General features: G+C 58.4%; 11 protein-coding genes. All 11 read right to left on the bottom strand.

Annotated elements, in window-relative coordinates; translation table 11 throughout:
• Window positions 1-13: 13 nt before the first annotated feature.
• A complete protein-coding gene (locus tag IT585_08270) occupies window positions 14-583 on the bottom strand; it encodes a hypothetical protein (protein MCC6963230.1) in 570 nt (189 codons plus the stop codon).
• Window positions 580-1,452, bottom strand: coding sequence for a DUF4115 domain-containing protein (locus tag IT585_08265; protein MCC6963229.1), 873 nt, complete (start codon window positions 1,450-1,452; stop codon window positions 580-582). Before IT585_08265 ends, IT585_08270 begins: the two co-directional genes overlap by 4 nt.
• Window positions 1,449-2,078, bottom strand: a complete 630-nt coding sequence (maf, locus tag IT585_08260) for a septum formation protein Maf (GenBank protein ID MCC6963228.1) — start codon at window positions 2,076-2,078, stop codon at window positions 1,449-1,451. Before maf ends, IT585_08265 begins: the two co-directional genes overlap by 4 nt.
• 5 nt (window positions 2,079-2,083) lie before the next feature.
• On the bottom strand, window positions 2,084-2,536 hold the full coding sequence (locus IT585_08255) for a D-tyrosyl-tRNA(Tyr) deacylase (GenBank protein ID MCC6963227.1): 453 nt from the start codon (window positions 2,534-2,536) through the stop codon (window positions 2,084-2,086).
• A gap of 210 nt (window positions 2,537-2,746) precedes the next feature.
• Window positions 2,747-4,411 carry a hypothetical protein gene (locus IT585_08250; GenBank protein MCC6963226.1) on the bottom strand — a complete coding sequence of 555 codons (1,665 nt, stop codon included), beginning with the start codon at window positions 4,409-4,411 and terminating at the stop codon, window positions 2,747-2,749.
• A gap of 210 nt (window positions 4,412-4,621) precedes the next feature.
• A complete protein-coding gene (dnaK, locus tag IT585_08245) occupies window positions 4,622-6,532 on the bottom strand; it encodes a molecular chaperone DnaK (protein MCC6963225.1) in 1,911 nt (636 codons plus the stop codon).
• Window positions 6,533-6,652: 120 nt separating this feature from the next.
• Window positions 6,653-7,102, bottom strand: a complete 450-nt coding sequence (locus IT585_08240) for an Hsp20/alpha crystallin family protein (protein ID MCC6963224.1) — start codon at window positions 7,100-7,102, stop codon at window positions 6,653-6,655.
• Between the two features lie 253 nt (window positions 7,103-7,355).
• Window positions 7,356-8,471: a PQQ-binding-like beta-propeller repeat protein gene (locus IT585_08235; protein MCC6963223.1), complete on the bottom strand. Its 1,116-nt coding sequence runs from the start codon at window positions 8,469-8,471 to the stop codon at window positions 7,356-7,358.
• Between the two features lies 1 nt (window position 8,472).
• The gene (locus tag IT585_08230; protein MCC6963222.1) at window positions 8,473-8,901 is read right to left on the bottom strand and encodes a hypothetical protein; all 429 of its coding nucleotides are present in this window, start codon (window positions 8,899-8,901) and stop codon (window positions 8,473-8,475) included.
• 10 nt (window positions 8,902-8,911) lie between these two features.
• On the bottom strand, window positions 8,912-11,668 hold the full coding sequence (locus IT585_08225) for a PD40 domain-containing protein (protein ID MCC6963221.1): 2,757 nt from the start codon (window positions 11,666-11,668) through the stop codon (window positions 8,912-8,914).
• 3 nt (window positions 11,669-11,671) lie between these two features.
• The gene (locus IT585_08220; protein MCC6963220.1) at window positions 11,672-14,278 is read right to left on the bottom strand and encodes a HEAT repeat domain-containing protein; all 2,607 of its coding nucleotides are present in this window, start codon (window positions 14,276-14,278) and stop codon (window positions 11,672-11,674) included.
• Window positions 14,279-14,556: the final 278 nt, after the last annotated feature.

Genomic DNA, 14,556 nt, shown 5'->3' with positions numbered 1-14,556 from the left:
CCTGCTTCCCGTTTTAGGTAGTCTCGCGAATATCCGGCATAACCGAAGTCAGTTGAATCGAACCGAGCATGTCGATCATGCTGCGATAGACCTTGAGTTCGTCGTGCTGGAAACTTGAGCGTATTTCAAAATTGTGTATCGGCGGGCCCCAGACGCCGACCAAGCCGATGCGCAAAGCGGCATTCGAGTTGATCGCCACCAGCGCGTTGAAAACATTCTTCTTGGTTTCAAAATCGATAAAGACCGAGGCATCAAAATCGGTGATCTTCTTGAAGAATTCGCCTTTCGGCAAGCCGATCATGTTGGCCGCGTAGAGGTCGGGCGAAATCGTATGGATGCCGGTTTTGCGGGCGATTTCGGTGCAGCCGCTGGGCACCGCGACCATCAGGTCGCTGCTCGGAAAAATCACGGACAACTCGCTCACCATGCGCAGCAAGATGCTGTTGGTCTGGATGCCGAAAGGAAGCGTCACGACAATGCGCTTGCTGCCGCGAATCGAGGAGGGAAACTCATAAGCGGTCATCCGCAGCTGGCGGGCCTTGAGTTGCACGTAATAGTGTTGCAGTTTTTCCCGGAACTTCATGGCGCCAACCTCGCGCTATCAACCAGGCTCAGGTAATTTTGCCGCGTGATCGTGAATGACCGCACGGTGCCGTCATCAGGTGGTACTAATCTCAATGGCAAAGCGTTGCACCAGACTTCGACGGTATTGGCCCGTCCCAGCTTGAAGTAGATGCTGTCTTGCATCGCGAACCAGAGGGTGTCCGGCACTTTCAGCAATTCGGAGAAGCTGCTATCGCCGTCGATGCTCACCTCCAGCCAGCATTCGCCCTTCCCGATCATCAGGAGATTCATCATTTCCGGCGTGGCGGCGACATTGGCGGTCGAATCCACCGCGATCGTGTCCGCCGGAATTGTCGCGGTCACCGGCGGCGTTTCCGGCGGCGTGACGCGATCTTCGACTTTCATGAAATTGTCGCGATAGTATTTGAGCCCAAATAGCCCGACACCGATCGCAACCAACCCCAAAAAGAGAATCAGGAACGGCCGGCCGCGCTTACGCTTGCGTTCCGTCAAAGGCGCCTGCACCGGTGTCACGTTTGGTTGGGCACGCGGCGTCACGTTTGGCTGTGCTCGCGGCGTCACTTTCGTCGGCTCACCAGCCTGATCGGCTTCCTCGGCGACCGGTTGCGGCTCCAGCTCCGGCAGTCGCAGCAACAGCTCGTCTAGGGAGACACCGAGGAAGTCAGCGTAGGACTTGAGGAACAGCTCTTTGTAGACCGGACTCGGCAAGTCCTGATCGCGGCTTTCTTCAATCGCCGCCAGATAGCGTGCGTGGATCTTGATGCTTGAGGCCACGTCCTCCAACGACAATTCCCGCGCCTCGCGTTTCCGCCGAAGGTACTCGCCAATCGTTTTGATATCTTCGTCCGAACCGAATTCGAATGTCACTGTCGCAGCTCCCTCACCATTCGTAAGAAGAGTTCAATGGGAAAGCCGATCACATTGAGCAGGCTTCCCTCCAGACGTTCAACCAGCAACTCGCCCATCCCTTGGATGCCGTAGGCGCCGGCCTTGTCCATCGGCTCACCCGTATCCACGTAGCGCGCGATCGCTTCATCGTTCGGGGCATGAAAGGTGACAAAGCTTTTCTCGCCATCAACCAGTATCCGGTCATTGCGGTCGCACACCGCCAGTGCCGTCAGGACATAGTGGCGCCGTCCCGACAACTGTTTGAGCATCCGGATCGCGTCCTCGCGATGTTCCGGTTTGCCAAGCACATGTTCATCGAGGACGACGATGGTATCCGCCGCGACCGTCAGAGTGCCGTCGGGAGCAATCGTCTCCAGTTTTTGCCGCGCCAGATCGAGCGCAATGCGCCGCGGCTCGATGCCGTCCGGAAACGTCTCGTCAATTTCCGGGACAACAATGCGGCATCGAAGCCCTGCCAGCCTGAGAATTTCACGCCGGCGCGGCGAACCCGAGGCGAGCGTCACAATCTCGCCGTCAAGCAAGCGCGCCAACTCAGCGCGAATTGCCGGATCGACACTGAGAACAAACCGCTTTGATTCCGTCATACACGTCATGATCGCTTCTCTTCCGAATTGAGAATGATCGTCACGGGTCCCTCGTTACAGAGTGATACGTCCATCCGTGCGCCAAACACGCCGGAGGCGACACGCACGCCGTGCCGGGCCAGCGCAGCCTTGTAGTGCTCAAACATCTGCTGAGCGCATTGGGGCTCCATCGCGTCGGTGAACGCCGGTCGGCGCCCGCGCCGCGTGTCGGCATATAAGGTGAACTGACTCACCGCAAGGACACTTCCCCCAACGTCAAGCAGCGACAAATTCATCTTGTCCTGCTCGTCTTGGAAGATTCGGAGATTGACCGTACGCTCGGCCAGCAGTTCGGCATCGCGCTCCGAGTCCGTGTGAGTGGCTCCGACTAACACCAAGAGCCCGGTATCGATAGCGCCGACGACTTCACTTTCTACTTCCACCCGCGCCCACTTCACCCGCTGAATCACAAGCCGCATCGACACTCCTCACAGGCGACTTAGATACAGGCGACTGGCGAAGTTGTCAACTAAAACTCTGGCACAATTCGCGGCTAATTCAGTCGCTTAAATGTTTGCTTTAGATATTAGCCCTATCTTGATGGTCTTGTGCGGCTTGTGGCGAGGTCTGCGGTGAAATGAAGAAGCCCTGACCAGTACAGGGCTTCTTCATAGATTTTGGGGTAGAAATCAAAGCTCGGACAATTGCAGTTCGACATCGGCGTCGCGCCAAGCGCGCTCGAACTCCAGTCGAACGTGCTGCGCATCAGCAACACGACCTTGTTGCTCGAGCGACTGCCAGAGTCCGTAGAGGGCGCGGCCGGCGCGCGGGTGTGCGACGAGTTCAGCGCGGAACAACTTCTCGGCATCCGCAGCTCGACCATTGCGCAGGAGCAACGCCGCGAGGGCTTCGCGAGCATTGAAGTACCATCCCTCCGGTTCGTCGTAGCGCAACGAATCCTGTGCCGCCACGGCGTCGCGCAGAGATTTTTCGGCGTCGGCGATCTTGCCCTCCGCTTCGGCAATGGCGCCGCTGAGCATGTTGACCATGATCGGCACGGCATTGCGGGCGTCATTGTTCATGCTCAAGTAACAGCCAGCCGGCAAGTTCGCGGTGAGCGTGCGAACCTGAGCCAATTCAGCATTGGCCTTCTTGATATCCTTCTTCGCGGCATACGCCATGCCGTGAGCAAAGCGCTGAATGGCCTGCGTCAGCACATAGCCGTGATCCGGCACATTGGTCTTCAGGATCTCGTCCCACTTGTTGAACAGCAGCAGCACGAAATAGCGCGTCGGTACGAGAATGCCCATCATCGGGTCGACATTGGCGTACGGAAAGACGTTCTTCTCCAGCAGATCCACCGCCTGCATCGCTTCCTGATAACGGCCGGCGATCGCCGACGAGACAGCCAGGAAATGGAGGTTGTGCGGGAAGTAGACCAGCCCATAGAATCCGACACCGCCTTCATTGACGTAAAGGCTGTCCATGTGGACGGCCCGGCGATTTGCTTCGACGGCGCCCATGTAATCGCCAGTGCGGATGTAGGTGTGCGCCGGCATGTGCACCAGATGCCCAGCGACCGGAACCAGATTCTCCAGACGGTGAGCGCTGGCGAGGGCCTTGTCAGGATAGCGCGAAGCTTCGACAGCGTGAATGTAGTAATGATTGGCGCCGGGATGGTCGGGATTGCGCTGAAGCACTTTCTCCAGGGCGGCGACGATTTCCGGTGTCCCCTCTTCCGGCGAGCCGTCCGGCTTCCACAATTGCCATGGCTTCAGGTTCATCATGCTTTCGCCGTAGATGGTGAGCGCGTCCATATCGTCGGGGTACTTGGCAGCCAGCTCTTTCATCGCGTCGCGGTAGGCCACCTCGTTCTTCACGTAGTCTGCCTTGGCGCCGCCGGTGTAGCGTTTGGCCATGGCCGCGATGTAGTCGCGCTCAGCTTGCGGGGCATACTGAGCCAGTTGCTGGGCTTTGCTGATGGCCTCCAGCGCGCCGGCCGCCTGCAGCGAATCGATCGGGCGGTTGTAGTTGGTGCCGAGTGCGTAGGCGATGCCCCAGTACGCCATCGCCAGATTCGAGTCAAGCGCGGCCGCTTTGCGGAACGAGCGGATTGCCTCGTCGTGGTTGAAGGCGTAGCACATGGTCAGGCCTTGATCGAAGTAGGCCTGCGCCTCGGTGTTGTTGGTGCTGACCGGGTGGTGGTGGTTGCCGCGGCCGTCCATAAGTTTGGTCGGCATCGAGTCCAGGTACGCCCGGTTCTTGCCGCAATACGGGCAGGCGCCTGCCGACGCTGCGAGCAGAGCGATACTGATCAGCATGAGTGCGGTGATTTTCCAGGGTTGTGTCCGCATATCCTCCTCCTCTTCGCGGATAGTACAGAATTGAATATTACCAATATAGGTCTATAATACAAAGCCATGGAATTGCACGCAACGAGAAAGTCGCGGGTGGAGGTCGTCCCGATGCAACCGATCCCGCGGCGAGAGTTCCAGCGGTCGGAAAGCAGAACGCCGCCGGGAGAGTCTCCCGACGGCGTCAGTGGATGTACAGACGTGGCGCGGTTATTTCACGACTTCGTAGTCGGCGTCGACCGCTTCCCCGCCCGCTTGCGACTGCTGGGTCGAGCCGGAAGCCGGCTCGCCCTGCGGCGGGGCTGACTGCGTGCGCTGCTGCGCCGCCTGCTGGTAGAGCTGTGACGCGGCGTTCTGCATGATCGTTTGCAGGCGCTCGGTCTCGGCCTTCATCGCGGCGAAGTCAGAACCCATGACCAGCTCTTTCAGCTTCTCGATCTGGCGTTCGAGGTCCGCTTTGGCGGAAGCGTCGATTTTATCGCCGCTCTCCTTGACGAACTTCTCGCACTGGAACGCCATCTGGTCGGCGTTGTTCTTCGTCTCAACGTCGGCCTTGCGCTTGCGGTCGGCCTCGACGTTCGCTTCAGCATCGCGCACCATTTTCTCGATTTCCGGTTTGGAGAGCCCGGAAGAGGACTCGATGCGAATGTTCTGCACCTTGCCGGTGCCGAGATCGCGCGCCGAGACATTGAGAATGCCGTTGGCATCGATGTCGAAGGTGACATCGATCTGCGGCACGCCGCGCGGCGCGGCCGGGATGCCGTCGAGAATGAAGCGGCCGATGGTGCGATTGTCGAGCGCCATTTCGCGTTCGCCCTGCAGCACGTGAATCTCGACCGACGTCTGCGAGTCCGCAGCGGTTGAGAAGACCTGTGCCTTCTTGGTTGGGATGGTCGTGTTGCGTTCGATCAACTTGGTAAAGACGCCGCCGAGCGTTTCGAGTCCGAGCGACAGCGGAGTCACATCGAGCAACAGCACGTCCTTGACGTCGCCGGCCAGGACGCCGCCCTGAATTGCAGCGCCGATGGCGACAACCTCGTCCGGATTCACGCCCTTGTGTGCTTCGCGGCCGAAGAAGCGTTCCACTTCCTCCACCACTTTCGGCATGCGGGTCATACCGCCGACCAGGACGACTTCACCGATTTCGGTACTCGACACCTTGGCGTCGGCCATGGCCTTCTTGACCGGATTCATGCAGCGCGCGACCAAGTCCTCGACCATGCCTTCGAACTTGGCGCGCGTCAGCGACAGGTTCAGATGGCGCGGGCCGGAGGCATCCGCCGTGACAAACGGTAGATTGATCGTTGTCTCCTTCACCGTCGACAGTTCGATCTTGGCCTTTTCGGCAGCTTCCTTCAGGCGCTGGAGTGCCATCGGGTCTTTCGACAGATCAATGCCGTCAGACTTTTTGAATTCCGCGACCATCCAGTCGATGATGCGCTTGTCGAAGTCATCGCCGCCGAGGTGGGTGTCGCCGTTGGTGGAGAGCACTTCAAACACCCCGTCCCCGAGTTCGAGGATCGAGATGTCGAAGGTGCCGCCGCCAAGGTCGAACACGGCGATCTTCTGCGCCTTTTTCTTGTCGAGACCATAGGCCAGCGCCGCGGCGGTCGGCTCGTTGATGATGCGCATCACTTCGAGCCCGGCGATCTTGCCGGCGTCCTTGGTGGCCTGGCGTTGGGCGTCGTTGAAGTACGCCGGCACCGTGATGACGGCCTTGGTCACCTTTTGGCCGAGATAGTCCTCGGCGGCTTGCTTGAGTTTACCGAGGATCATCGCCGAGATTTCCTGCGGCGTGTAGTCCCGACCTTCGATCTCAATCGCGGCCAAGCCGTTGGCGGCACGTTTGACTTTGTACGGGAAATTCTTGATTTCCTCGGTAACTTCGTCGTATTGCCGTCCCATAAACCGCTTCACCGAGAACACGGTGTTAAGCGGGTTGGTGATCGCCTGCCGTTTGGCAATCTGGCCGACCAGGCGTTCGCCGGCCTTAAGACCGACCACTGATGGCGTGGTGCGGCCGCCCTCGGCATTAGGGATGACAACCGGCTCGTTGCCTTCCATTACGGACAAGCACGAGTTGGTCGTACCGAGGTCGATACCAATGATTTTATCTGTCATAATCTGATACTCCTTTCGATTCCGGGGTGCGGCGATTTGCGCCACGACCCTATCAGAAAGCCCGCTCGGACGTTTCCGAACGGGCCTTCAAACTGCAAGTTGTGCGTGCGTCCGTCACGCTTAGCCGATCTTGACTTCGATTTCCTTCGGCTTGACTTCCTCGGCCTTCGGCAGCGTGATCTCAAGCACACCGTTCTTGTAGGCGGCCTGGATCTTCTGCGCATCAACGTCCTTGGCCAGGCGCAGGCTGCGCGTGAAGGTGCCATAGGTGCGCTCGACATGGCGGAAGTCCTTCTCTTCGTTCCGCGACTCGTACTTGCGCTCACCGGTCACAGTCAGCGTGTTGTCCTCGAACTTCACCTTGATGTCGTTCTTGTCGACTCCGGGAACATCGAGGTGTACGATAAAGTTTTCCGGGGTTTCATGGACATCCGCCCGGGGAGTCCAGTTAGAGTCGGCATCAAGCATAGTGTTGCCGTTGAATCCGTTGAAGATCTCGCCCAGCATGCGGTCCATCTCAGTGCTCAGGAGACCGAAGCGATTCTGCGGCTTGGTGATTGTGAGATACATGGTGTTTCCTCCTCTGCTATTCGCAAGTTTGTTCTTTCGTTCTCACTGTCGCGACTATCGTCTCGACGACCAACTAATAAGCAGAGGCTGTGCCAAAAATCTCTCGAATCACATAAGTGTTTGTGCTACAATGCCTTGTGATGACGCTGGGCGATTCGTTCAATGCTTGGCTGTGGTCAGAATGGCAGCTATGCTGTCATAATGGCTGGATCTGTACAGTTTTGGCTGGCAGGTGGCAGAATAGTAGCAGCGCTCAGCGGCCGAGGCAATAGAGCCGTCGCTGCGTGGTCACGACGTAGACCTTGCCATCGATAACGGCCGCTGGAGCTTGAATCGTGCCCTTAACGGAGAGTTGAGAGAGTAGTTGACCATCCAGATTGAACTGATAGATCGATCCGGCGCTGTTGGCCAGGATGACCATCTCTCCGGCAATGATCGGCGAGGACTGGATGATGCCGGTGGTTTCGTAGCGCCAGAGAAGCTCCCCGTCCTGCGCGTTGAGGCAGTAAGCTACGCGATCATCGGCGCCGAAGATCAGGCGGTTCTCTCGAAGCACGGGAGTTGTGTGAATTGACGAAACGCAGTCATAGCGCCAGATTTCGCTGCCGCTGGCCGGATCGAGAGCCCACAGGGTGCCCGCGCCGGTGCCGACGTAGATTAGCTGGTCGGCCAGCGGCTGGGCGAAGACGGTGCTGCCGGCGGCGAAACGCCACAGTTCATTGCCGTCGGATCGGCTCACAGCGACAATGTCGCCGCGGTCGGTGCCGACGTAAACTCGCGCACTGTCGGCCGCGACCGGTGCATAGAAGTGGCAGTGCAAGTCCTGCTCCCATTGAACCACCCCGGTCCAGCGATTGGCGCAGATGACTTTGCCGATTCGGGAGGTGATAAACAACTCGTCTCCGCTGATGATCGGTGGTCCGGGCGGATCGACGACTTTGAGCGACCAGACTTTCTTGCCGTTGACCAGATTGAAGCAGGTGACCTGATCGGAACCCGATTCCTCGGCAAAATAGATCAGTTCATGCTGCACGGCCGCTGCCGAGCCGACGGCTGATTCGGTTTCAAGCGAGGTGATCTCGCGGCCGGTGGACGGATTCAAGAAGTAGATGCGCTTATTGAAAGTCGGCACGACGAGAAATTGTTGATTGCCGACCACTTGTGCGGCCATGCCGCCGTTAAGTTTGCGCTCGAACAGAATTGTGTCGATGGCCACGGCGCCAGATTCCAGGACGGCATTGCCGCTGGCGTTGACGCGGTGCTGGACGAATCCGGTGGCCGGGGCGGTGTTCTTGAAGGTACTGAAGCGGGGCGCACAGCCGGCGATGACGGCCAGTGCGCAGACGAAGAGCAGCAGCCGGCGGTACATGCTACTGCGCAACCTGCTCACGATAGCGCGCACAGAGGTCGTTCCATTCTGCGCTGGAGGTTGCCGGATCATGCGCCGCGACATAGAGCGTATCGAGCATCAGCGCGTCGGTGTAGCCGAGGAGATGCGACGCGCGCGCCTGGGCGGCGAAGCGGCGCCGTGCGAGCGACACCGTGTCGGTGGCCACCGCCAACGAGTCGCGCAGGCGAATCTGATAATTCAGCATGTCGATGTATTCGTCCAGGCGGGGGCGCGGCAACTGCTGGAGAAAATCGCGCGACACTGAGCCGGCCGAGTCATGCAATTCCGTCAATTTAACCATCGCCACATCGACTGGCGACGGCGGTTGCGGATTGTAGATCGCGACGGCAATGCCAATCGCGACCAGCAGGATGAGAAATCCGACGACGATGTAATTGCCGTTGATCATGCCGCCAAGATCAGAAGTTCCATCCGAAGAAGAAATCGAATTTTAGGCCGGGCTCGAAAGTGTCGAAGTTGGTCTTCTTGGAGAGGTCGAAACGCAGGACGGCCATATAGCCGAGCGCCACACGCGCGCCGGCGCCGAAGGACCCGTAGAAGCGTTCGAATTCATCGTTCCAACCGGTGCCGACGTCGGCAAAAAGCGCGCCGCGAATAGCCTGAAAGCCCATGCGACCAAACGGAAAACCGATGAACAAATTGTCGATCAACGGAAAGCGCAACTCGTTCGACAGCAGCAGGACTTTGCGGGCGTAAAATTCCCGGCGCTCGTAGCCGCGCAACGACCAACTGCCGCCGAGATAGATCCGCTGCGGTTCGTCGCCGGCGGACCAGAAGCCGAAGGCGCGCGTGGCGAATGCCGAGTATTTGCGAATCCGCAGATAATTGCGCAGGTCGACGAACATCAGTCGATTAAAGAATTTGCCGGAATAGAAGTCGGTCGTCAGGCCGACGGTGGCATTGGCGCGGATGCCGTCGATCGGTCCGGAGATATCCCAGAGAGAATTGTCGTGAACCACCGAGGCATAATTGGTCATCAGGATCGCGTGGCGCGACTCACGAAAGAGCGGCTTCTCTTTGAAAGAGTGACGCAGGAAAGCCGAGGTCTCAACGCGCGAAAACTTGGAAAGCGGATACGACACCAACCCTTGCACGCCGCTTTGGCGCTCGTCATAGTAGCCCTCGTAGTCGTCGTAGTGCTCGTCGAAGAGATGGTAGGCGCCGACTCCGTAGTTGATGCGATGCGTCTTGTTGATGTAGGTGACGCCGAAGTTGAACGATTTGAGCAGGTCGTTCTTGGTGTCGGCGGTGTTCGAAAGCAGGATATAGTATAGCTTATCGCCCAGCATGTCGGAGAAGACTGCCTGAAAGCCGCCGATGGTACCGTAGACGGCATCGTAGGCGATGGCTGATTGTGCGACGTCGAACGAGAACTCATTGGCGTAGTCGAGAACACCGGTCGATTCTTCGCCCCCCAGTCGGTCGGGATTCCAGGCCGAATACTGTGCTTCCGGGAGCGGCATCGTCGGCAGCCCGGTGGTGTCGAATGGCGCCGCATAGATGCTGAAGCTGAAATTCTGGTAGCCGGAGAACATCAGGCGATCACCGGCCAGGACCGGGTCGAAGGCGCCGGTCGCAAACGAGGTCACTTGGCGGAGCTGGCCAGCGCCGTCGAGCAGGTAGATGTTGGCGAATCCGCCGCGATCGGAAGAAAAGAGAACACCGTCGGCCGTCAGGCTGGGGGAGCGATCGTTGAAGCGGCCATAGGTTAGCGGCGTAATCACCGAGTCGCCGGCGCTAAAGCGGAAAAGGTTGGTATAGCCTTCATAGCCATAATTGCCACGGTCGGACGCGAAAATCACGTCATTGCCGGCAAAGATCGGCTCGGTGTCAAAGTAGATGTCGTTCGTCAAGCGCGTCAGCGACGAGTCTTGCAGATTGAGTATGTAAAGATCGTGAAACCCGCCATACGTAGCGCCGGCAAAGACCAAGCGCCGGTTGTCCTCGGACCAGGAGGGCGAGACCAACTGGTAGAGCCGCGGAAACTCAAAGGTCTGGACGATCCCCTGCGAGAAGACATCATAGATGTAGAGCACGTCGCGCTCGTAGCGTTTGGAAACGAACGCAATGCGACCATCGCGGGAAGCCGAGATGCGCGACTGGAGCAAGTGCAGCGACTCGAAACCGGGTGAGCGTTCACCCTTGACCAGCGTGATTTCTTCGCCGCGCGACGGCGAACGCATATAAATCCCGGAATAGCCGAGCTTGTTGGCTTTGTAGGCGACCCAATCGTCGGCCCCGCGATACTCGATATTGAGCGGCACGGGCTTGACCGCAAACTGTTTCTCGGTGACAGAGCTAGTCGTCTTGGCGGGCAGGTCAGCCGTCTTCAGGTCGGGAAAATAACGTTTCTTGAGATGGTAGACCCACTCGCTGCCGACGTCTTCGAGCGACTTCCCTACGGTCAGCTTGAAGAGCTGGCGGAAGGTGCCGGCCTTCCACCAGTTCTCGAAGATCATTTGCAATTTGTCTTCGCCGTAAGTTTCGGCGACGTAGTGGCAGAACGATTCGCCGTACTTGTACATGAAGAACGAACCGGAGAGGTACTCGAGTTCGTGAATCGGCCGGAGCGTGCCCTCGAGCGCCATATCGGCCAACACCATGTCGGCCTCCGAATCCCACTCGCGCGACCAAAACTCGGCCAAGCCTTCGGTGAACCAGAGCGGCGGCCCGTAGTAACTCATCTTGCGGTATTGCGACATGACCGACTGAATTTTGTCAAAAGTGAAGACGTGGACCAGCTCGTGCCGCACCACACGCTGGAAGTCAGCGATCGAGCCGGAGAACGGCACGACCATCCGACCCTTGAAGAATTCCGTGAAGCCGGCTACGCTTTCCGGCAGCAGGGTCGGCGTCACATTGGTCTGGGTGAAGAACGTGGGCGCGCTATAGATGATTAACGGGATTTTGCGAAAGATGTGGAAATTGAACTTGTCGGCGAGGTGGTCGTAGGAGCCTTCGGCGGCGGCCGCCGCGATTTCCGCCAGACCGCTTTCCTGGTCGTAGAAATAGATGCGGAAGTGGTCGGTCTGCAGCACCTTCCACGCGAACGGCTGGTATTGTACCTTGTTTTTCCCGAAGTAGAATTGCGCCTGCGCGCCGCTGAGACTGACCAACAGCGCGGCGATGAGAAGCACGAATCGTGGTTTGAGCATCCGTTATTCGGTCGTAGCGACGGTCTTCAGATAGCGTTCGGCGAGCTTCACCGACTCCATTTTGCGGAGCTGCCCAAAGAGAGAACGCGTGCTCTGCTTGACGTATTTGCGCAGAATGTCGTCAAAGATGACCGATCTCAACATAATAAACGTCTTGACGATCAACTCGTTCAAATCTTCGTCGGGTTTGGAGAACAATTTGTGATAGGCCTGGGATTCGCCGAGCAGAATCTGGGCCAGGAAGGTCAGGCTGCGCTGCTTGTCGAGCTTGATCAGGACCGGCAGGATGGCGGTGCGGTCGGTCACGTTTTTGAGGAAGTAGTCTTCGGCATAGGGGTAATCCGCGGCCGAGCCGACCTGTCCCAGCGCATGCAGCGCCTTGAGGCTGATCTCCCGGATCGGGTGTTGCAGCAGACGGGAGATCGCCCGCGCGCCTTCCGTGCCGCCCAATTTTTCCAGGGCAATCAGCGATTCCATAACGACCCGTTCGTCGGAATCCTGCGAGAAGCGCGCCGCAATCCCGACCGAATCGGGGTGGGGAATGTTGCCGAGGACGAATAGGATGTTGCGCAACTTGTACCAGCTCTCAGTCGGCAGTTCCGGGTTGTTGGCCGGACGATTGGTGAGGCTGCGGTCGGACAGCACCAGTTTGAAGGCATTGATCGTCTTTTCGCCAAAGCTGGAAAGGATGCGGATGAGGGTGATGCGTACGCCGCGATCGCGGTGATTCAGGTAGCCAGCGAAGACCAGGATCGGTTCGAGGCTATTGAACTTCTCCAAGAGCGGTATCATCGGCTTACCGACCAGTTCGAAGTGCTTGGCGAGTCGCGCGACCAATGATTCCGCCAGTTGTGCCGAAGTCATCCGCTGATGAACCTTGGCCGCCAGTTCGGCGACCCCGGCCTCATAGATCACTTCCGAGTCGAGTTTCTGCACCACCAGATCCAGCAGCGATGCAGCTTCATCGTACAGGTCGATGTCAATATAGTTCTGGTAGTACTTCTCGATGATGTCAGTGAAGAGCTGGAATTCTTTCAAGGTGACTGTTGGCTCTGCCAGCCGCTCCTTGATTTCCGCCAATTGCAGCCCGGCCACCGGCGCGCTGCTGTTTTCCGCGCAGATCGAAGCGAAGCGCAGGAGGGCTTCATGCTGGGTCTCGGTCAACTCATAGCCCTGTCGATCGAGACCGGCATAGAATTTTTTGACGAAATCCTCGGTATACTGCAAATCGCTGATCGTCTCCAGCCAGCCAACGACGTCCTCAACGTTGGCCGGATCGACCGCACCCAGGAAGAAGTCCGACTTGAAGTTCTCGATCTCAATATGCGCGATCTTCTTGGGCGTGGCGTCGGTGGAGAGCAGTTCACGCAGGTAGTCGTTGTCGACCAGGTCGAGCTGTTCGATTTCGGCTTTGAGGCGCGGCAGCAATTCGAGCGACTCGCGCTCGGCCAGCAAATCGCGAAAGCCGGTCAGTGCTTTGCCGATCTCGGCCCGGCTGGACTTCTTGTCGTTCTCGGCAAACGACATCCGCAGCGCAGCAACGAGCAGACCCAGGAGTTCTTCATTATCGACTTCGCTGAAAGTCTCTTTCAAGCGCTTGTAGTCTTCGGGCGTAAAGCGAACGCCGCTGCCGGAGCCGACTCCACCGCCACCGCCAGAACCCATCCCACGGCCGATCCCGAGTGCCCGCAAACCGTCCTGGACGCCGGCGCTGATGCGTCCACGCCACTCAACGAAACCGCTTTCACGATTGCCGCCACCGCCGCTGTTGCCCGGACCGACACCACTGCCGGCGCCACCCCCGCTACCGGTGCCCCCGCTTCCGGCGCCGATGCCACCGCCACCCGTTCCGCTGCCGCCCGCACTCGGCCCAGTTCCACTCCCGCCGGTGCCGCCAGAGCCACTGCCGGTTGCGAAGCCAGTGCCGCTGCCGTGGACATCACCGCTACCGATACCATCGCCGGTTCCACCACCCTGACCGCGTCCGCCGCCACCCAGCTTGCGCGTCAATATTTGCAGGAGGAGTTCGGGATGCTTGCGCAAGACGTCCGTCATAGTGCGCTCAATCTGTTGCACGAGCTGAGGCGTGTCGGTTTCGGCGCTACCGCCAACGCCGCCACTACCTCCGCCAGTCAGAACGAGATCATCTTCTGAGATGACGCGTTCACCGTCGCGAATGACCTGGTACTGAAGTCTACCCGCCTTGATGCGACGAACCTTTTGCTCATCGAAGAACTTCGGCAGATCGCGCTGTTCTTTCTTGATGTTGATCTGGGAGAGGAACAACTCGAATTCTTCGGGGGTGACCCCAGCCTCGAACGAAATGCTATGCAGCCCCGACTCAACGATGACCTTACCGAGACCTTCGTTGAGCAGCTTGGCATCGAGTGGGATTCCACATCCGAGAAGAGTCCCTTCGGCGACGGCGAAGACAACCATCTGCTCGGTCGCCATCAGGTCTTTTAGGAGTTGAAAGGGTCTTTCGGCTGCTTTGACAGACACCGGATGGCCGGGCGGATAAATTCCGAGCTTGCGAGCAGCAGCAGACAGCTCGCGCAGAAAAGCGGCCAGAGTGTCCGGAGTCAGCGAGGACTGGACGGTACGCTCCATACGTAAGTTAATCGACAACAATTGATTAGATATTCACGCCTCGTGAGGCGTTTTTCAGCGATTCTGGCAGGAAATGCCCAGATTGGGGTTATTAACCTGCATGATGCGTTGCGAGTATCCGAATCGGTAAGTTATTAATAAGCAATCACTTGAGAAGAATTATGCGCCGAACTTCGGCGGCGCCGTCCTGGCGGGCGAAGTAGACTCCACTGGCAACCGGATGACCGGAGTCATCACGACCATCCCACTGGAAAACAAAGGTGTCAGTTCCTGTCAGT

It is taken from the genome of Candidatus Zixiibacteriota bacterium, assembly GCA_020853795.1.
Taxonomy (GTDB): domain Bacteria; phylum Zixibacteria; class MSB-5A5; order CAIYYT01; family CAIYYT01; genus JADJGC01.
Note: the sequence above shows the minus strand (reverse complement) of the source record. Positions and strands in the feature narration are given on the sequence as shown.